At 62.6% G+C, this 17,779-nt stretch carries 21 protein-coding genes; 5 read left to right on the top strand and 16 right to left on the bottom strand.

Annotated elements, in window-relative coordinates; all coding sequences use genetic code 11:
* Positions 1–6: 6 nt before the first annotated feature.
* The 12 genes from NKI46_RS17290 to NKI46_RS17235 form a co-directional block, all read right to left on the bottom strand.
* Complete coding sequence (locus tag NKI46_RS17290; RefSeq protein WP_023732171.1) at positions 7–282, bottom strand: sarcosine oxidase subunit delta; 276 nt, start codon at positions 280–282, stop codon at positions 7–9.
* A 10-nt stretch (positions 283–292) separates the two neighbouring features.
* On the bottom strand, positions 293–1,546 hold the full coding sequence (locus tag NKI46_RS17285) for a sarcosine oxidase subunit beta family protein (protein ID WP_023732170.1): 1,254 nt from the start codon (positions 1,544–1,546) through the stop codon (positions 293–295).
* A gap of 36 nt (positions 1,547–1,582) precedes the next feature.
* Positions 1,583–2,890, bottom strand: coding sequence for a type III glutamate--ammonia ligase (glnT, locus tag NKI46_RS17280; RefSeq protein WP_023696631.1), 1,308 nt, complete (start codon positions 2,888–2,890; stop codon positions 1,583–1,585).
* A gap of 30 nt (positions 2,891–2,920) precedes the next feature.
* Complete coding sequence (locus NKI46_RS17275; protein WP_023668552.1) at positions 2,921–4,249, bottom strand: FMN-binding glutamate synthase family protein; 1,329 nt, start codon at positions 4,247–4,249, stop codon at positions 2,921–2,923.
* 6 nt (positions 4,250–4,255) lie between these two features.
* Positions 4,256–4,984, bottom strand: coding sequence for a GltB/FmdC/FwdC-like GXGXG domain-containing protein (locus NKI46_RS17270; RefSeq protein ID WP_023668551.1), 729 nt, complete (start codon positions 4,982–4,984; stop codon positions 4,256–4,258).
* Positions 4,985–4,988: 4 nt separating this feature from the next.
* Positions 4,989–5,885 carry a class II glutamine amidotransferase gene (locus NKI46_RS17265; RefSeq protein WP_023668550.1) on the bottom strand — a complete coding sequence of 299 codons (897 nt, stop codon included), beginning with the start codon at positions 5,883–5,885 and terminating at the stop codon, positions 4,989–4,991.
* An 84-nt stretch (positions 5,886–5,969) separates the two neighbouring features.
* Complete coding sequence (locus NKI46_RS17260; RefSeq protein ID WP_023738434.1) at positions 5,970–6,293, bottom strand: hypothetical protein; 324 nt, start codon at positions 6,291–6,293, stop codon at positions 5,970–5,972.
* Positions 6,290–6,979: a hypothetical protein gene (locus tag NKI46_RS17255; protein ID WP_352747104.1), complete on the bottom strand. Its 690-nt coding sequence runs from the start codon at positions 6,977–6,979 to the stop codon at positions 6,290–6,292. The genes NKI46_RS17260 and NKI46_RS17255 overlap by 4 nt, the downstream gene beginning before the upstream one ends.
* Before the next feature lie 42 nt (positions 6,980–7,021).
* Positions 7,022–8,416 (bottom strand): APC family permease, encoded by a 1,395-nt coding sequence (locus NKI46_RS17250; RefSeq protein ID WP_023668547.1) that lies wholly within the window; start codon positions 8,414–8,416, stop codon positions 7,022–7,024.
* 14 nt (positions 8,417–8,430) lie between these two features.
* Complete coding sequence (locus tag NKI46_RS17245) at positions 8,431–8,592, bottom strand: hypothetical protein (RefSeq protein WP_023668546.1); 162 nt, start codon at positions 8,590–8,592, stop codon at positions 8,431–8,433.
* A gap of 27 nt (positions 8,593–8,619) precedes the next feature.
* The gene (locus tag NKI46_RS17240; RefSeq protein WP_023668545.1) at positions 8,620–8,997 is read right to left on the bottom strand and encodes a hypothetical protein; all 378 of its coding nucleotides are present in this window, start codon (positions 8,995–8,997) and stop codon (positions 8,620–8,622) included.
* Between the two features lie 28 nt (positions 8,998–9,025).
* On the bottom strand, positions 9,026–9,313 hold the full coding sequence (locus NKI46_RS17235) for a hypothetical protein (RefSeq protein ID WP_023684429.1): 288 nt from the start codon (positions 9,311–9,313) through the stop codon (positions 9,026–9,028).
* 286 nt (positions 9,314–9,599) lie between these two features.
* On the opposite strand from NKI46_RS17235, the gene NKI46_RS17230 reads away from it, so the two are divergent.
* The 4 genes from NKI46_RS17230 to NKI46_RS17215 are packed head-to-tail and all read left to right on the top strand — an operon-like array spanning position 9,600 to position 13,384.
* Entirely contained in the window at positions 9,600–10,733 is a 1,134-nt protein-coding gene (locus NKI46_RS17230) for an aminomethyl transferase family protein (RefSeq protein WP_023668543.1), read from the top strand.
* Between the two features lie 42 nt (positions 10,734–10,775).
* Complete coding sequence (locus NKI46_RS17225; RefSeq protein WP_023668542.1) at positions 10,776–11,372, top strand: dimethylamine monooxygenase subunit DmmA family protein; 597 nt, start codon at positions 10,776–10,778, stop codon at positions 11,370–11,372.
* Complete coding sequence (locus tag NKI46_RS17220) at positions 11,369–12,334, top strand: PDR/VanB family oxidoreductase (protein WP_023687064.1); 966 nt, start codon at positions 11,369–11,371, stop codon at positions 12,332–12,334. The genes NKI46_RS17225 and NKI46_RS17220 overlap by 4 nt, the downstream gene beginning before the upstream one ends.
* A 9-nt stretch (positions 12,335–12,343) precedes the next feature.
* Positions 12,344–13,384 carry a heme-dependent oxidative N-demethylase family protein gene (locus NKI46_RS17215; protein ID WP_023687065.1) on the top strand — a complete coding sequence of 347 codons (1,041 nt, stop codon included), beginning with the start codon at positions 12,344–12,346 and terminating at the stop codon, positions 13,382–13,384.
* Between the two features lie 122 nt (positions 13,385–13,506).
* On the opposite strand, the gene NKI46_RS17210 is transcribed toward NKI46_RS17215, so the two are convergent.
* Positions 13,507–14,217 (bottom strand): helix-turn-helix domain-containing protein, encoded by a 711-nt coding sequence (locus NKI46_RS17210; protein WP_023687066.1) that lies wholly within the window; start codon positions 14,215–14,217, stop codon positions 13,507–13,509.
* A gap of 267 nt (positions 14,218–14,484) precedes the next feature.
* Between NKI46_RS17210 and NKI46_RS17205 the strand changes: the two genes are divergently transcribed.
* Positions 14,485–15,843 carry a trimethylamine monooxygenase gene (locus NKI46_RS17205; RefSeq protein ID WP_023668538.1) on the top strand — a complete coding sequence of 453 codons (1,359 nt, stop codon included), beginning with the start codon at positions 14,485–14,487 and terminating at the stop codon, positions 15,841–15,843.
* 41 nt (positions 15,844–15,884) lie between these two features.
* Here the strand turns inward: NKI46_RS17205 and NKI46_RS17200 are convergent, their stop codons facing one another.
* The 3 genes from NKI46_RS17200 to NKI46_RS17190 form a co-directional block, all read right to left on the bottom strand.
* Complete coding sequence (locus tag NKI46_RS17200) at positions 15,885–16,679, bottom strand: hypothetical protein (RefSeq protein WP_352747101.1); 795 nt, start codon at positions 16,677–16,679, stop codon at positions 15,885–15,887.
* Between the two features lie 155 nt (positions 16,680–16,834).
* Positions 16,835–16,972, bottom strand: a complete 138-nt coding sequence (locus NKI46_RS17195) for a hypothetical protein (RefSeq protein ID WP_023726364.1) — start codon at positions 16,970–16,972, stop codon at positions 16,835–16,837.
* A 4-nt stretch (positions 16,973–16,976) separates the two neighbouring features.
* Complete coding sequence (locus NKI46_RS17190; protein ID WP_023738438.1) at positions 16,977–17,777, bottom strand: hypothetical protein; 801 nt, start codon at positions 17,775–17,777, stop codon at positions 16,977–16,979.
* Positions 17,778–17,779 lie beyond the last annotated feature (2 nt).

Genomic DNA, 17,779 nt, shown 5'->3' with positions numbered 1-17,779 from the left:
GATAGCTCATTTCGCCACCTGCCTCGCCCCGGCGCCCGCCGCCGGCTCCACCGCCGAGATCTCGTGCGTCAGCGTGTTGCGGGTGACCTTCAGCCAGGCCCGGCAGCCACCGCCGTGATACCAGTTCTCTGCCATCACGCCGGCGATGTTGTCGCGCAGATAGACATAGTCGTAGACGGCATCTTCGCCGGCATCCGCCGCCGGCCGTACAGGCTTGGCGTCGCCGAGATAGCTGAACTCGCCGAGTTCGCGTTCGCCGCAGAAGGGACAGACAATACGCATCTCGCCAGCCTCAGTGCAGGTTCGGTTGGGCGCCCTGGCCCTTTTCGTCGATCATGGCGCCAGTCCGGAAGCGGTCGAGGCGGAAACGAGCCGCCTCCTTGTGCGTTTCGTCACGCGCCAGCAGATGGGCAAAGACCAAGCCCGACCCCGGCGTCGCCTTGAAGCCGCCATAGCACCAGCCGGCATTGAGATAGAGTCCGTCGACCGGCGTCTTGTCGATGATCGGCGAGCCGTCCATCGACATGTCCATGATGCCGCCCCATTGGCGCAACAGCCGCACGCGACCGATCATCGGGATCAGCGCCATGCCGCCCTCGCAGACATCCTCCATGACAGGCAGATTGCCGCGCTGGGCATAGGAATTGTAGCCGTCGATGTCGCCGCCGAAGACCAGCCCGCCCTTGTCCGACTGGCTGACATAGAAATGGCCGGCGCCGAAGGTCATGACGCCGGGAATGAGCGGCTTGATCGCCTCCGAGACGAAGGCTTGCAGCACATGGCTTTCGATCGGGAGGCGCAGGCCAGCCATTGCGGCGACGCGCGAGGAGGAACCCGCAACCGCCATGCCGACCTTGCCGGCGCCGATCTTGCCGCGCGAGGTCTCGACACCGGCCACCTTGCCGTTGCCATCCCGGACAAAGCCGGTGACCTCGCAGTTCTGGATAATGTCGACGCCGAGTTCGCTCGCCGCATGGGCATAGCCCCAGACCACCGCGTCGTGGCGCGCCGTACCGCCGCGGCGCTGCAGGAGGCCGCCCTGCACGGGAAAGCGCGCATGGTCGAAATTCAGGAACGGCAGCATCTTCTTCAGCGCCGCCTGGTCGAGCAGTTCGGCATCTATGCCATTGATGCGCATGGTGTTGCCGCGCCGCGCATAAGCGTCGCGCTGCGCATCGGAATGATAGAGGTTGAGGACGCCGCGCTGGCTGACCATGGCGTTATAGTTGAGGTCCTGCTCCATCCGCTCCCAAAGCTTCATCGAAAGCTCGTAGAAGCCGGTATTGCCGGGCAGGCCGTAATTGGAACGGATGATGGTGGTGTTGCGGCCGGCATTGCCGGAGCCGATCCAGCCCTTTTCCAGCACGGCGACGTTTCTGATGCCGAACTCGCAGGCGAGGAACCAGGCGGTGGCGAGCCCATGGCCGCCGCCGCCGATGATCACCACATCGTAGTGGTCCTTGGGCGGCGCATCGCGCCAGGTGCGCTGCCAATTCTTGTGGCCGGAAAGGGCAGCACGGGCGAGCGAGAAGATCGAATATTTCATCAGGTCATTCCGAGGTCGCTCGCACAGCTGGGACGATTATATGTCCAGCGTGTGGTCGCGCTCCCATTGCGTGAAGTGCGAAGCATAGGAATTCCATTCCTGGTGCTTCAGCTTTAGATAAGCCGACGAGAATTCCTCACCCAGCGCCGCCTTGAGCGATTTGTCCTTGTCGTATTCGCGAAGCGCGTCGAGCAGATTGAGCGGCAGCTTCGGCGCGCCTTTCACCGTGTGGCCGTTCTGGTACATGTCGATGTCGTAGCGCTTGCCGGGATCGGCCTTGGAGCGGATGCCGTCGAGACCGGCGGCAATGATGACGGCCTGCAGCAGATAAGGGTTTGCGGCGCCGTCCGGCAACCGCAGCTCGAAGCGGCCGGGGCCGGGCACGCGCACCATGTGGGTGCGGTTGTTTCCGGTCCAGGTCACCGTGTTCGGAGCCCAGGTGGCGCCCGAAATGGTGCGCGGCGCGTTGATGCGTTTGTAGGAGTTCACCGTCGGGTTGGTGATGGCGGCCAGCGCCGAGGCATGTTTCATGATGCCGCCAAGGAAATTCTTGCCCTTAGCCGACAGGCCGAGCTCCATCGCATTGTCGGCAAAGACGTTGACCTTGCCGGCCTTGTCCCACACCGAAATATGGGCGTGGCAGCCATTGCCGGTCAGGCCCTGGAAGGGCTTAGGCATGAAGGTCGCGCGCAGGCCGTGCTTTTCCGCCACCGACTTGACCATGAACTTGAAGAACGAGTGCTTGTCGGCGGTCGCCAGCACATCGTCGAAGGCCCAGTTCATCTCGAACTGGCCGTTGGCGTCCTCATGGTCGTTCTGGTAGGGGCTCCAGCCCAGCGCCAGCATATGATCGCAGATCTCGGCGATGACATCGTAACGGCGCATCACCGCTTGCTGGTCGTAGCAGGGTTTTGAAGCCGTGTCGTATTTGTCGGAGATGACGCTGCCGTCCGGCGAGATCAGGAAGAACTCAGCCTCGACGCCGGTCTTGACATGCATACCGTCAGTGGCGGCTTCCGCAATCAGCCGGCGCAGCGTGTTGCGTGGCGCCTGCTCGACTTCCTTGTCGTCCATGATGCAGTTGGCGGCGACCCAGGCGACATCGCGCTTCCACGGCAGCTGGATCACCGAATCCGGATCCGGCACCGCCAGCATATCAGGATGCGCCGGCGTCAGGTCGAGCCAAGTGGCGAAACCGGCGAAGCCGGCGCCGTCCTTCTGCATGTCGGCGATCGCCTGCGCCGGCACCAGCTTGGCGCGCTGGCCGCCGAACAGGTCGGTGTAGGAAATCATGAAATATTTGACGCCGTTCTCTTTGGCGAATGCGGCGAGATCGTTCCCCATTATAGTTCCTCGCTTATTTTGATGTGTTTTTTAGAAGCCGTTTTTCCCCGGTATCCAGTTGGTGCCGGCCAGCGGCACGCCGGCCATGGCGGCGGCTTCGATGGTGAGGGCTACGAGATCCTCGGGCTCGAGATTGTGCAGGCTGTTCTTGCCGCAGGCACGCGCAATGGTCTGCGCCTCCAGTGTCATCACCTTGAGGTAGTTCGCCAGACGCCGTCCCGCGGCGACCGGATCAACCCGCTTCATCAGTTCGGGGTCCTGCGTGGTGATGCCCGCGGGGTCGCGGCCCTCGTGCCAGTCGTCATAGGCCCCGGCGGTGGTGCCGAGCGCATTGTACTCCGCTTCCCAGCGCGGATCATTGTCGCCGAGTGCGACCAGCGCTGCCGTGCCGATCGACACCGCGTCCACGCCGAGCGCCAGCGCCTTGGCGACGTCGGCGCCATTGCGGATGCCGCCCGACACGATCAGCTGCACCTTGCGGTGCATGCCGAGATCCTGCAGCGCCTGCACCGCCGGCCTGATGCAGGCAAGCGTCGGCTGGCCGACATTTTCGATGAATACTTCCTGGGTGGCCGCCGTGCCGCCCTGCATGCCGTCGACGACGACGACATCGGCGCCGGCCTTCACCGCAAGTGCTGTGTCATAATAGGGGCGGGCGCCGCCGACCTTGACGTAGATCGGCTTTTCCCAGTCGGTGATCTCGCGCAGCTCGAGGATCTTGATCTCGAGATCGTCCGGCCCGGTCCAGTCGGGATGGCGCGAGGCCGAACGCTGGTCGATGCCCTTCGGCAGCGTGCGCATTTCGGCAACGCGATCGGAGATTTTCTGGCCAAGCAGCATGCCGCCACCGCCCGGCTTGGCGCCCTGGCCAACGACCACTTCGATGGCGTCGGCGCGGCGCAAATCCCTGGGGTTCATGCCGTAGCGCGACGGAAGGTACTGGTAGACCAGTTGCTTGGAATGGCCGCGCTCTTCCTCGGTCATGCCGCCGTCGCCGGTGGTGGTCGACGTGCCTGAGAGTGTGGCGCCACGGCCGAGCGCTTCCTTGGCCGGGCCGGACAGCGACCCGAAGCTCATGCCGGCAACGGTGATCGGGATTTTCAGCTCGATCGGCTTCTTGGCATAGCGCGAGCCCAGCACCACCGACGTGTCGCACCGCTCGCGATAGCCTTCCAGCGGATAGCGCGAGATCGAGGCGCCGAGGAACAGCAGATCGTCGAAATGCGGCAGCTTGCGCTTGGCCCCGGCGCCCCTGATGTCATAGATGCCGGTCGCCGCGGCGCGGCGGATTTCGGAAAGCGTGTAGTCGTCGAAGGTCGCGGATTTGCGCGGCGTCGTCGGCGGGTTCTTGTAGGTCATGCTGCCTCAATACGCGTCGGCGTTGTCGATATTGAAATTGTAGAGCGTGCGCGCCGAGCCGTAGCGCTTGAATTCCGACGGCTTGACGCCGGTGACGCCGGCGCGGTCGAGCAGTCCCTGCAGCAGTTCGATATGCTCGGGCCGCATCTCCTTGGCGATGCAGTCGGCGCCCAGGCTTTCGACCTTGCCGCGCACGAACAGCCGCGCTTCGTAGATGGAATCGCCAAGTGCGTCGCCGGCATCGCCCAGCACCACCAGATTGCCGGACTGCGCCATGAAGGCCGACATGTGGCCGATATTGCCGTGCACGACGATGTCGATGCCCTTCATCGAGATGCCGCAGCGCGACGAGGCGTTGCCCTCGATGACGAGCAGCCCGCCCTTGCCGGTGGCGCCGGCATACTGGCTGGCGTCGCCCTTGATGACGATCGAGCCCGACATCATGTTTTCGCCGACGCCAGGTCCGGCCGAGCCGTGCACTGTGATCGCAGCGCCGTCATTCATCCCGGCGCAGTAGTAGCCGACGCTGCCGCGCACATCGATGCTGACCGGCTGGTCGACGCCGACGGCAACCGAATGGCTGCCCTTCGGGTGCAGCACTTCCCACGCCGTTTCGTTGGAGCCGGGCGTCAGATTGTGAAGCGCCTGGTTGAGCTCTCGCAGCGACGACACATCGAGATCGAAGACCCGGGACGCCTGGTCTTGCGCCGCCTTCGAAAGTTTGGTTGCCGGCATGGGCTCAATGCTCCCAGAAATAGACGGTTGCGGGTTCCGGTTCCCAGACCCTCGCATTGTCTATGCCGGGCAGTTTGGTCAGCGCGCGATATTCCGAGCCGAAGGCGACATACTGGTCGGTCTCGGCCATGACGGCGGGCTTGCAGGCGATCGGATCGCGCACCACGCCGAAACCGTTCTTGGTGCCGACGACGAAGGTGAAGAAGCCGTCGAGGTCGGACAGCGTACCTTCCAGCGCCTCGCCGAGGTTCTTGCCATGCGCCATCTGCGACGAGAGATAGGCGGCGGCGACCTCGGTGTCGTTCTCGGTCTCGAATTTCATGCCCTCCCGCACCAGCTCACGTCGCACATTATTGTGGTTGGACAGCGAGCCATTGTGTACCAGGCACTGGTCGGCGCCGGTCGAGAACGGATGCGCGCCCATCGTGGTGACGGCCGATTCCGTCGCCATGCGGGTATGGCCGATGCCATGGGTGCCGGTCATCGAGCGGACGTCGAAACGGTCGACGACCGCTTCCGGCAGACCGACTTCCTTGTATATTTCCACCGCTTCGCCGGCGCCCATGATGCGCACGTCGGGGCGGATTGACTGCAGCGCTTCGCGCGCGGCATCGACCTTGTCGGGCGCGGTCCGGAGCACCGCATGCGTCGACTTCACTGCTATGCTCACCGGCGCGCCGATGGCCTTCGCGAGTTCGGCGTCGAGGCCGCGGAAATCGCGCTCGGGCTTCGCGGACTGGATGGTGATCTTGGCTTCATTCCTGGAAGGCGCGCCATAGATGGCAATGCCGGCGCTGTCGGGGCCGCGATCGCTGAGCGATATCAGCATCTGCGACAGCATCGAGCCGAGCTGCGGCTCAAGCGACTTGTCTTTCAGAAAAAGTCCGACGATTCCACACATGTCAGCCTCCCGGCGTTACCACTAGACGATGATGTATCGAATGCGTCGTGCGAATTCAATCATATGAAAAAAATATTCCTGTAGTTACGTATCCGGCTCGATGCGGCCTTGTGAACTATCGCCGCCGTCGCGGGCGCTGTGAATCCATGTGGCGGTGCGGATGCGGGCTATTCTGTAGGCATCGAGGATCGACAGCGCATAGATCAGGAAGCCGCCGGCGTGGCGGCCGACGAAGCTGGCATCGGCCGGCGCGATCTTGGCCGTCACCCAGGCGAGGATCACTATGAAGAACAGGAATTGCAGGCCGCGCACAGGCACGCCCAGAATGACGTGGCCGCTGGCCGGCAAGACGATGGCCGCGCCGAGCACGAGATACGGGTTTGTTGGAGCGGGAGAGGGAGCGCTCATGCCACCTGCCTTTCCTGTCGGTTGATGGCACCGCGCAGCGCCGATGCTGAGGTCAGCAGTCTCTCGACCAGCGTTGGATCCAGCCTGGCGCCGCCGAATGCGGCCTGCCGGAACACGCCGTAGCGCGCCCGCTCGGCCTCGGTCAGCAGCCAGACGATGCGCACGCCATTCGGTGTGATCAGAAGTTCCTTGGCGCGGCCTTCGGCAAAGATGTCGAGATGGCGGGCGATGAGGTTCTGCGGAAAGCGCGCCGCCCTGAGGTTGGTTCGCAGCACCGCTTCGGCCGGGAAGCCGGGTGCCTTCGGCAGCGTATGCTGAAGATGATCGAAATTGGAGAAGGTCGTCGGCGAGCCCGGCCGCATCATCATGTCGAAGGTCGCCGGCACCGCAACCGGCTCTGTGATCGTGACACTCAACCATCGCGCCGGCAGCTTTCGCGTCGCCAGCGTGTCGACGATGGTGCGCAGCTGCACGCGCTGTCCGTTCCACGAACCCGCCCAGGTGACAACGCCGGCTGTGCCATCGGAGACATCAACGGCATGTGTGATGACGGTCCGGATACTGGCTGCCTCGGCTGCAAGATCAGCCTTGGCCTTTTTGCGGCTGGCGCGCGCATGCCAGGCGAGGTGCAGGACGAGAGCCACGGCGACCGCCCCGGCCAGCAATGCTGTCGTCACGTCAGACACCTCGTCACGCCATGCCCGCCCAAACCGGCAGGCCCTCTCCTGTCAATAGCCCTGCGGCTTCGGCCACGGCATGGTGAACTGGTCGCCGCGACGCACATAGCGGTAACGGTAGAAGTGGAACCACAGCGAGATCAGGAAGTAGAAGGCGACCATGGCGATCAGCTGCGTGCCGTAGCCGAGGAAGATCGCAAAGAAGGTCACCACGCAGAGGCAAAACAACACGATGGCCGGGATCGGGTGGAACGGGTGCGTATAGCCGCGGCGGATCGTGCCCAGCGGCCACTTTTTGCGGAACATCATGATGTTGATGCTCATGAAGGTGTATTGCAGCACGCCCGACAGGATCGAGAAGGTGATCGCCTGGTTGAGGTCGGCAATGAAGGCGAAGGCGAGCGCGATCGGCAGCAGGAACAGGATCGAGCGATAGGGCGTGCGGTATTTCGGGTGCACGGCCGAGAACCATGTCGGCAGATAGCGGTCGCGTCCAAGCGAGAACCACGCGCGGGCCGCATCGTTGATACAGCCATTGGCCGACGCCAGTGCCGCGAGCAGCGTGGCCACGAACAACAGGTTTTCCAGCAGCGGGCTGCCGGTCAGCTTGCCGGCGTCCCACAAGGGATAATAGGTGATACCGAGGTACTCCCAGGGCATCAGCGAGGCGCAGACATACCAGGTCATGGCGGCGGCGATCAAAAGCGTGATCATGCCGGCCATGGTGCCGTAAGGCAGCGAACGCGCCGGCGAGCGCACTTCCTCGGCGGCCTGCGTGGTGCCTTCGATGCCGAGATAGTACCAGATGCCGAACTGGAAGGCCGCGATGACGCCAATCCAGCCATAGGGCAGCGCATTGCCGGGGGTGACCAGCTCGTTGAGCTTCAGCACAGCACCCTGCGTCCAGGGGCTGACCGAGAAGAACAGGATAACGATCGAGACATAGGCTATCGCCGTGATGACGAAGTTGACGTTGAGCGTCATCAGCACGCCGCGATAGTTCAGCCATGCCAGCACGACGATGGTGGCGGCAATGAAGGAGTTGTGGGTGAGCCCTTCGACGCCGGCCTTGGCGACGATGGTGTCGCCGAGCAGGATGGCGTCCGAAACCTCCAGCATGGTGTAGGCAAAGACCAGGAACAGCGCGACGTTGAAGGCCATCAGGGGCCCGACAATGTGCTTAGCCTGCGCGTATTGGCCGCCGGCGGCGGCAACCGTCGATGTCACCTCGGAGTCGATCATGGCGACCGAAGTGTACAAGAGCCCGACCACCCAGCAGACGATCAGCGCCGCCAGTGCGCCGCCCTTGTCCGCCGAGAAATTCCAGCCGGTGAATTCGCCGACCAGCACGATGCCGACGCCAAGCGCCCAGACATGGGCCGGGCCGAGCACGCGTAGCAGTGAAACTCTGTCGCCGTGTATTGCCGGTTCAAGCGTGATCGTCATTGTTCAATCCCCACTCAGATCCGGTGTTTTTCGGAAGCGGCTTCAAGCTCGCCTTCGCGCGAGGAAGTCAGCACCTCCTCGGAATAGGTCGTGTCGATCTTGAACCAGTCGTAGAGCATCCACAGCGCAAGCACGACCGAGATGCCCCACGATGCGTAAGAGAGTGCGACCCACATGAGCGTTCTTCCCCAAAATCTCTGGCGTTACTTGTCGTCGAACTTTTCGTTGATGACGTCGCGATATTCGCGGTCGGAGGCGCGGAACAGGAAGACGAAATAGCCGATCAGCACCGCCGCCATGATGATCAGCGTCGGCCAGTCGATGATGTAGTGGAAGCGGTTCTGGATGATGTCGTGCGCGGTCTCCGGCGTATAGCCGAGCTTTTCCCAGATCGAGGCCATGGTCGGGTTCTGTCCCAACGCTTCCCAGGTCTTGGCATCGAGCGCGTCGATGGATTTCGCCGCACCCGCCAGGCCGAGTTTCAATGGCAGCCACAGCGCCACGAAAATGGCGACCACGACGACCACGATATCGAAAATCTGCCCGGCCTTGCCTTGTTCCGGCGGCGTGTAGCGCGACATGTCTTCTACCCCTCAGGACGTTCTGTTTTCAGGACTTGCGGCTGCGGGCCGCGTCGGCGTTCTTGATGTCGAGACCGTAGATAAAGTCCTTGTCTTCCTTGTAGTGATTGACCATCGCCAGGATGGCGGCCGTGTTGAAGATCAGCACGGCGGCCGCCGCGATCGCGACGACGATCTTGATCCCGGTGTCCGGGATGTAGGGCCATGTCATGACGAGCACGAAGAGGATCGTCGCCCAAAGGCAGATGATCAGCAGCGCGGATCCGCGCAGGTCGGAACGGTACAGCGCTTCGATGCGCTGCTGCAGGTCTGACATCGGTTTTCCCCTTTTTCCAGCGCCCGACCCCGAATTGGCCGCCCGCTGCCCTCTTTCAACAGAGTGAAATTTTTTTCATAAATTCGGGCCGAATCCAGCAATTGTCAAGCCGATTTTACGTTGGGTTAACCGTTTGTCCCCAGCCGCGAATTTTGCCTGACAATGAAATTATTTGCTTGCGGGTATTGCGGCATCAGGACGTTTGCGATCAATATTCGACCAAATGCTCCCGCCTCCGCGCAGGGAGCCGGGAACACAATAGAATTTTCGAACGGAGGATTTGCGGATGACGGCATCCTGGAGATTTTCGACCCTGGCGGATCGCCATCGCGCGTTAGGCTCGAAGCTCGAAGACTGGAGCGGCATGGGCACCGCCTGGACCTACGACAAGGACGCCGACGAGGAATACACCGCCATCCGCACCAGGGCCGGGCTGATGGATGTGTCGGGCCTGAAGAAGGTTCACATCACCGGGCCGCACGCCTCACACCTCATAGACCTGGCAACGACGCGCGACGTGGAGAAGATCTATCCCGGCAAGTCGGCCTATGCCTGCATGCTGAACGAGGCCGGCAAATTCACCGACGACTGCATCCTCTACCGCACCGGGCCGAACGCCTGGATGGTGGTGCACGGCTCCGGCACCGGCCATGAGGAATTGCAGCGCGCTTCCGTCGGCCGCGACGTATCGCTGCGCTTCGACGACAATCTGCACGATCTGTCGCTGCAGGGGCCGACCGCGGTCGACTATCTCTCAAAGCATGTGCCGGGCATTCGCGACCTCAACTATTTCCATCATATGCAGACGCAACTGTTCGGCTTTCCCGTCATGATCTCGCGCACCGGCTACACCGGCGAGCGCGGCTACGAGATCTTCTGCCGCGGCCAGGACGCCGGCACGATCTGGGACAGGATCCTCGACGAGGGCAAGAGCGCCGGCATCATTCCCTGCCGCTTCACCACGCTCGATATGCTGCGCGTCGAGAGTTATTTGCTGTTCTATCCCTACGACAACTCGCAGAAATATCCGTTCGAGAATGAAGGCCCCGGCGACACGCTGTGGGAGCTCGGCCTCGACTTCACCGTCAGCCCCGGCAAGACCGGCTTTCGCGGCGCCGAAGAGCATTACCGCCTCAAGGGCAAGGAGCGCTTCAAGATCTACGGCGTGCTGCTCGACGGCAAGCAACCCGCGGATGAGGGCGCGCCGGTCTATCGCGACGGCAAAAAGGTGGGCGTGGTCACCTGCGCCATGTATTCGCCGCTGGTCGAGAAATCGATGGGCATCGCCCGCCTCGACGTCGACTGCGCGGTCAAGGACACCAAGCTCGAGATCCGCAACAAGAGCGGTTCGATCAGGGCGACGGCGCAGCCTCTGCCCTTCGACGATCCCAAAAAGACCAAGCGCACGGCGAAAGGCTGAGGCACAATCGACAGCGAGGGGTTTCGAGGTACGAAGTAGAGAATGGCAGCCAAAACGATCATCAGCCGGCCCATTTACGGAACCCTGTCCCCGCAGCCCGGCAAGCATCATCTTTTCGTGGCGGATGCGGAAGGCGCGCTGGCGATCGTCGATATGGCAAGGACGGCGCCCCCCGGCTTCTTCGACGGCGCCGAAATCGTCTTCATTCCCGGGGCCGACGGCAAGCACGTTGCCGCTCTTGAGGCACTGAAGTCCGCGCAATTTCATGTCGCGCCAACCTTCGCCAGCCTGCTGCCCCGGCTGAAGCAGACGCTTGCCAACGCGCATATGGGCCTGCGCCTCTATCTCGCCGGCACCGAAGGGCTGATCGGCCAGGCCATGCAGGTGGCGCTCGAAGCCGGCATCGATCATACCTCCATGCAGACCGAGCATCGCGGCTCATTGGCGCGGCGCATGCAGTGCGTGCATTGCAAAGGCATCACCGAAAATGTGACGACGCAGCCGGCCACCTGCGCGCATTGCGGCCTGCTGCTTCTGGTGCGCGATCATTATTCGCGACGGCTGGCAGCATTCCAGGGCGTCTGCATAAATGCCGAGGATCGCTCGGAGATCCCTCCCATAGAGGAGGTCTTCCCATGAGCACCGGCACCACCAAGCTCGATGTCGTCGTCAGCGACGTCGTCCCGGTCAACGAACTGGTGACGCGCTTCCATTTCCGCCGCCGTGACGGTGAGCTTTTGCCGACCTTTTCCGGCGGCGCCCATGTCGTGGTCGAGATGCGCGATGGCGACCGCACAAGGCTCAATCCCTATTCGCTGATGGGATCGCCGCTCGACACCCGCGAATACACCATCTCGGTGCGCCGCGACGATGTCGGCCGCGGCGGCTCGTTGTTCATGCACCGGAGCGTCAAGCCTGGCCTGGAGATGGTGGTCAGCTACCCCGTCAATCTGTTCTCGCTCGACCTCAGGGCAAAGAAGCATCTGATGCTTGCCGGCGGCATCGGGATCACGCCGTTCATGGCGCAGACCGCGCAGCTCGCCGGGTCCGGCGGCAATTTCGAGCTGCACTACACCTGCCGCACCGCCTCGCTCGGCACCTATGCCGATGTGCTGCAGGAGCGCTATGGCCGTCGCGTCCGGCTCTATCACGACGACCGCGACGAGCGCATCGAACTCGACCGTCTCTTGTCCTCGCAGCCGCTCGGCACCCATCTCTATGTCTGCGGCCCGGCCGGCATGATCAACTGGGTGCGCGAGCGCGCTGCGGCTCTCGGCTGGCCGGCGGAGACCGTGCACTACGAGCATTTCGCGGCACCCCAGCCCGGCCTGCCGTTCGACGTCACACTTGCCGTTAGCGGCAAGACCATCCGCGTCGGCGAGCAGCAGAGCCTGCTCGAAGCGATCGAGGCCGCCGGCGTCGATCCGCCCTATCTCTGCCGCGGCGGTGTCTGCGGCCAGTGCGAGACCAACGTCGTCTCGTATGACGGCAAGTTCATCCACAACGACCACTGGCTCAGCGAGGAAGACCATCGTTCCGGCTGCAAGATCATGCCGTGCGTGTCGCGCTTCGAAGGCAAGTCGCTGGTCCTGGAAAGATAGGAGGCCAGCTTGGGCATCACCTTTCGCAAGGAAACGTTTCGCGACGATTTCACCTTCAGGAACAGCCCGGAACACATCAGGCGGTTTCCGTTCCCGTTCCACGAAGACGCCTACATGTATGCGGTCAACATCGAGCCGCATGTGGTTGGCCCCAAGGGCAGCGTTCTGGAAAACCTGATCGACGTCGACGAGCACTATGTCGCCGAGATGCAGGACCGTGCACTGGTGCTGGCCGACGATCCGCTGCGCTGCCAGTCGCTGCCGCATATGACGCTGGCCGGCTGGGACCTGCTCGAACTTTTGATGGAGCAACAGGCACTTGGCTATCCCGAGCATTTCACCCTAACCCGCGACGGCGACCGCTGGCGCTGGATCAACCGGCCGCTCGGCATCGACGACACCTTCACCTTCGGCGACACCTCGACACTGCCTTACGGGCCGATGGAGTACATCACCCGCCAGAGCCAGGGTGATTTCTGCATTCTCGATCAGCGCGACGGCAATCTTTGGATGGACGCCGGCATGGTCACCACTCAGGCCGACTGGTCGCTCGATTTCGACATCGGCATGAATTTCTTCGAATGGCACGCGCCGGTGCCGCTGGCGCATGAGAAGGGGATTTTCGTCAGGGCGCTGAAGTTCCTCACCAACATCCAGCAGGGCAAGCCGGCGCGGCGTCTCAACTGGACGATGACCATCAACCCGCGCCTCGACACCAGTCCGGAGAATTACCACAAATGGGGCCCGGACCGCGCGACGGTGACGCCCGAAAATGTCGGCGACAAGGTGCATCTGCGCGTCGAACTGCAAAGCTTCTGGCGCCTGCCGCGCTCGAACGGCATCGTCTTCCCGATCCGCTGCTATCTGATCAAGATGGACGAACTGGTGACACAGCCGAAATGGGCAAGGCGACTGCACCGGGTGATCCGGGATTTGCCGGAAGAGCTGGCCACCTACAAGGGCCTGACGCGGTATCGGCCGACATTGGTGGAATGGCTGTCGAAGCTGGATGATGGCAGTGCGACGTCACCGGGGTTCGGGCCGGACTAAAGGCCCCCTCATCCGGCCGCTGCGCGGCCACCTTCTCCCCGAGCGGAGAAGAGATCGCCAGCGCTGACGCCAGACTCCTCTCCCCTCGGGGCAATCCGGGTGAGCGGGCTGCGGCGGTCCGACTACCCCGCGCTCTGCGGATAGCAAATAATCGACAGATACCGCATCGGAAGTTTCGTCAGTTGCTCCGGCCCGTGCGGCGCGTCGGCGTCGAAGAACAGGCTGTCGCCCGGCTTCATCGGATAGAGGTTGCTGCCGTGCCGGTACACCACCTCGCCCTCCAGCATATAGAGGAATTCCATGCCCTCATGCTGGAAGGTCGGGAACACATCCGAATCCTCGGTCAGCGTAATCAGATAGGGCTCGACGACGACGCCGCTGGTGTTGGAGCCGATATGGCCGAGCAGATTGTATTGATGGCCGGCGCGGGTGCCGCGGCGTTCGACATCTAGCCCTTCGCCGGCCTTGACGAAGACGGCGCTGCGCTCTTCCTCGAATCGGCGGAAGAAGGCGGTGACGGGAACGCCGAGCGCCCTCGACAGCGCCTGCAGTGTGGTCAGCGACGGCGAGGTGATGCCGTTCTCGATCTTCGACAGCATGCCCAGCGAAATATCGGTGGCGACGGCGAGATCGGCGACGGTGATGCCGAGCTTCTTGCGGAAGGCGCGCACCTCGCGCCCGATCGCCACCTCCAGCACTTTTTCGCGCGTGTCGCGAATGGCGTGCGGATTCTGCGTCAGCGGCGCGCGGATGGTTTTTCCGTCCACGGAGGCCTTTGCCGGTGGCTTTGCCCTTGTCGAAGCAGTCTTGGAATCGGAACTTGTCTTCGCCATCTCGCCTCCGAATCCCCATGATTATTTCACTCCAGGTGAACATATTCGGTGCCGATACAGAAACGCAACCGCGCAGCAAGCCCCTTAAGTCGAATGGTGTCCGAACAGGATTTACGCCGTCATCCGTTTTTCCGGAAATCCGCTGGGGCGAAACGCGGTTTCTCCACAAGGCCTGTTGACAGCATCCAAGAGGCAATTACTGTCCTGTGAGTGAAATTTGTTTCGTAAGAGCAATTCCAAAAATCGAATGACACCGGGAGGCCTGCCATGAAAACGCGCGTTGCCGTCATTGGAGCGGGGCCATCCGGTCTGGCCCAGCTCAGGGCCTTCAAGTCGGCTGCCGACAAGGGCGCCGAGATCCCCGAAATCGTCTGCTTCGAAAAGCAGTCGGACTGGGGCGGCCTGTGGAACTACACCTGGCGCACCGGCCTCGACGAGCATGGCGACCCCGTCCACGGCTCGATGTACCGCTACCTCTGGTCGAACGGACCGAAGGAATGCCTGGAATTCGCCGACTATACGTTCGAGGAGCATTTCGGCCGCCCGATCGGATCCTACCCGCCGCGCGCCGTTTTGTGGGATTACATCAAGGGTCGCGTCGAGAAATCAGGCCTGCGCAAATGGGTGCGCTTCAACAGCCCGGTGCGCATGGTCACCTTCTCGGACGAGACGAGAAAATTCACCGTCACCGCGCATGACCGCACGAACGACGTCACCTACTCCGAGGAGTTCGACAATGTCGTCGTTGCCTCAGGGCATTTCTCGGTTCCCAACGTTCCCTATTTCGAAGGCTTTTCGACGTTCAACGGCCGTATCCTGCACAGCCATGATTTCCGCGATGCCATGGAGTTCAAGGGCAAGGACATACTGATCATCGGCCGCTCCTATTCTGCCGAGGACATCGGCTCGCAGTGCTACAAATACGGCGCCAGATCGATCACTTCCAGCTACCGCTCCAAACCGATGGGGTTCAAATGGCCGGAGAACTGGAAGGAAGTACCGCTGCTGCAGAAGGTCGTCGGCAAGACGGCGCACTTCAAGGATGGCACCACCAAGGACGTCGACGCCATCATCCTGTGCACCGGCTACCTGCATTCCTTCCCGTTCCTCACGGAAGAGCTGAAACTGAAGACCGCCAATCGCATGTGGCCGGACGGGCTCTATGAGGGCGTCGTGTGGGAGAAGAACCCGAAACTGTCCTATATCGGCATGCAGGACCAGTTCTACACTTTCAACATGTTCGACGCCCAGGCCTGGTTCGCCCGCGACGTCATCATGGGCCGTATCAAGCTGCCGTCGGTACAGGCGATGGCCGAGCACGGCGCCAAGTGGCGGGCACGCGAAGAGACGCTGGAAGACGCCGAGCAGATGATCTGGTTCCAGGGCGACTACACCAAGGAACTGATGGACCAGACCGACTATCCCGGCTTCGACGTCGAGGCGGTCAACCAGACCTTCATGGAGTGGGAGCACCACAAGGCGGAAGACATTATGAGCTTCCGCGACCACGCCTACCGCTCGCTGATGACCGGCACCATGGCGCCATTGCACCATACGCCCTGGCTGCAGGCGCTGGACGACTCGATGGAAAGCTATCTCCAGGTGAAGGGCGTGGCGGCGGAATAGGTCGGCGTGATGCAAAACAATGCGCCGGCACCGGCCCAGTTTCAATTCAGAGGGTAGTCGGGAGCCGCATCGGTCTCCGTCACCTTGACCCACACCAATTCGCTATAATAGGCGCCCTCCGGGCCGGTGCCGTACATGGACAGTCTGTCAGCCATCAGCAGATGTGTCATGTCGTTGAGTGCCCGGCCGGTCGGCTCCTCGGGCCAGGCGAAGACGCCGTCGGTTTTGGCGCCGAACCTCACATCGGTGCATCCGAAATCGATCTCGACCTTCCACGACAGCAACGGCCTGATATCGCTGAGCGGCGGGCGCGGCGGATCGGGCTGCTCGAAGTGATGGTCGACCGAGACTCTCGTCGGCACTGCCGGCGTGATGCCTTTGGCTTTGAAGGAGGCGATGGCGTCGTCGCCAAATCGTGCGAGCAGGCCAGCGTGCCATAACCGGTAGGTCGCGCGGAAAAAGCCGCTGACCCGGATAGATTTGCCATCGTTGTTGAAGACGTTCACAGCGGCGTAGAAACGGCGCAGTCGTGGCGCCAGCGCCCGCCAGTCGCATTCGGCCGGTGTCCCCGGCGTCGCGATGAAATCGTCAAGCAGATCGCTGCCGCGCACATTGGCGTTCAGCACCGTGCAATCCTCACCATGGATATGCCAGTGCCGCCGGAGCTCGGCTGCTGCGATGCCAGGCTTGCGCAGCTCTTCCACCGAGGCGCGAACCCGAGCAATCGCGTAGGACGTAGCCGCATCCAACGTCTCAAACCCCGAAACCACATGCTCGCCGGTCTTGGTCATGTCGAAGACGACGACAGTAAAAGGCGGTTCGCGCTGATCGGGCATTCGGCAGCAAGCTCAGGCTGGTCGAGGATGAAGCAGCTTTCCGCGCGAAAATGCGTCAAAGTCAAGAGCTGGAGCGCGGCCTGCCATTTCCAGAAGAGGCGAACTCCAGAAGAGGCGAAACCGTTCTATCCGAGCCGTGCTTGAGCTTTCGCGGCTCAGGGGTCGAAGACCGACCGCGATGATGTCGATGGCAGGTTGTTGCCAGCCCGCGACAATGCCGCGACTTTGGACAGTGCGACCAACACTTCCTGGCCGAGATCGCGTGTGCCGGCCACGGGGCAGGTGATGATCATCACTTCAATCCAGCGGATAGTCGGGAGGCGCCTCCGTCTCGGTCACCTTGGCGGTTAGTATCTCGCAGTCGTTGGCCCAGTCGGGGCCATCGCCGCGCATGGCCATCATGTCGGCCATCAGCAGGAACTGCATGGTTCTGAGCGCCCAGTCGGTGGGCTCTTGCGGCCAGGCGAAGATTCCGGCGGCGTCGCCGCCGAACTTCACGTCATGGCAGACAAAACCGACCTCGACCTTCCAGGATCGCAGCGTCACGCCTGGCGGCGGGTAGGGCGGGTCGGGAAGCTCGAAGTAATTGGCGACCATGAGCTTCGTCGGCTCCGCCGGCTCGATCCCCTTGGCCTTGAAGGCGGCAATGGCGTCGTCGCCAAAGCGCTCGAGGAGGCCGTCTCGCGTCAGCCTGTAGGTCGAGCGAAAGAAGCCGCCCGCCCAGACGGATTCGTTGTTGCCGTTGGAGATCAGCAGCGAGGCGCGGAAGCGGCGCAGCCTTGGCGCGAGAACTTGCCAGTTGCATTCGGCCGGCATCGACGGCGTCGCAATGAAATCGTCGAGTAGATCGCTGCCGCGCCCTCCGGCGTTCAGCACCGAACAGTCTTCGCCATAGAGGTGCCAGAGCTGGCGAAGCTCAGCAGTGGCGATGCCGGGCTTGCGCAACTCCTCCACCGAGGCGCGAACCCGCGCAATGGCGTAGGACGTCGCCGCCTCCAGCGTCTCAAACCCCGAAACTACGTGCTCCCCGTCCGGCTCGCCGGTCTTGGCCATGTCGAAGACGAGTACGGCAAAAGGCGGTTCGCCGGGATTGGACATTC

Origin of the sequence: Mesorhizobium sp. M0615 (assembly GCF_040320805.1) — a bacterium.
In the GTDB taxonomy this organism is placed as follows: Bacteria; Pseudomonadota; Alphaproteobacteria; order Rhizobiales; family Rhizobiaceae; genus Mesorhizobium.
This window is presented reverse-complemented; position numbering and strand designations above follow the sequence as displayed.

Coding starts and splice junctions, on each gene's coding strand:
- NKI46_RS17260 (WP_023738434.1), bottom strand. CDS start 6,293: ATGAGCGCTCCCTCTCCCGCTCCAACAAACCCGTATCTCGTGCTCGGC.
- NKI46_RS17200 (WP_352747101.1), bottom strand. CDS start 16,679: ATGCCCGATCAGCGCGAACCGCCTTTTACTGTCGTCGTCTTCGACATG.
- NKI46_RS17285 (WP_023732170.1), bottom strand. CDS start 1,546: ATGAAATATTCGATCTTCTCGCTCGCCCGTGCTGCCCTTTCCGGCCAC.
- NKI46_RS17230 (WP_023668543.1), top strand. CDS start 9,600: ATGACGGCATCCTGGAGATTTTCGACCCTGGCGGATCGCCATCGCGCG.
- NKI46_RS17235 (WP_023684429.1), bottom strand. CDS start 9,313: ATGTCAGACCTGCAGCAGCGCATCGAAGCGCTGTACCGTTCCGACCTG.
- NKI46_RS17275 (WP_023668552.1), bottom strand. CDS start 4,249: ATGACCTACAAGAACCCGCCGACGACGCCGCGCAAATCCGCGACCTTC.
- NKI46_RS17210 (WP_023687066.1), bottom strand. CDS start 14,217: ATGGCGAAGACAAGTTCCGATTCCAAGACTGCTTCGACAAGGGCAAAG.
- NKI46_RS17205 (WP_023668538.1), top strand. CDS start 14,485: ATGAAAACGCGCGTTGCCGTCATTGGAGCGGGGCCATCCGGTCTGGCC.
- NKI46_RS17240 (WP_023668545.1), bottom strand. CDS start 8,997: ATGTCGCGCTACACGCCGCCGGAACAAGGCAAGGCCGGGCAGATTTTC.
- NKI46_RS17250 (WP_023668547.1), bottom strand. CDS start 8,416: ATGACGATCACGCTTGAACCGGCAATACACGGCGACAGAGTTTCACTG.
- NKI46_RS17190 (WP_023738438.1), bottom strand. CDS start 17,777: ATGTCCAATCCCGGCGAACCGCCTTTTGCCGTACTCGTCTTCGACATG.
- NKI46_RS17195 (WP_023726364.1), bottom strand. CDS start 16,972: ATGATCATCACCTGCCCCGTGGCCGGCACACGCGATCTCGGCCAGGAA.
- NKI46_RS17265 (WP_023668550.1), bottom strand. CDS start 5,885: ATGTGTGGAATCGTCGGACTTTTTCTGAAAGACAAGTCGCTTGAGCCG.
- NKI46_RS17225 (WP_023668542.1), top strand. CDS start 10,776: ATGGCAGCCAAAACGATCATCAGCCGGCCCATTTACGGAACCCTGTCC.
- NKI46_RS17290 (WP_023732171.1), bottom strand. CDS start 282: ATGCGTATTGTCTGTCCCTTCTGCGGCGAACGCGAACTCGGCGAGTTC.
- NKI46_RS17220 (WP_023687064.1), top strand. CDS start 11,369: ATGAGCACCGGCACCACCAAGCTCGATGTCGTCGTCAGCGACGTCGTC.
- NKI46_RS17270 (WP_023668551.1), bottom strand. CDS start 4,984: ATGCCGGCAACCAAACTTTCGAAGGCGGCGCAAGACCAGGCGTCCCGG.
- glnT (WP_023696631.1), bottom strand. CDS start 2,890: ATGGGGAACGATCTCGCCGCATTCGCCAAAGAGAACGGCGTCAAATAT.
- NKI46_RS17245 (WP_023668546.1), bottom strand. CDS start 8,592: ATGTGGGTCGCACTCTCTTACGCATCGTGGGGCATCTCGGTCGTGCTT.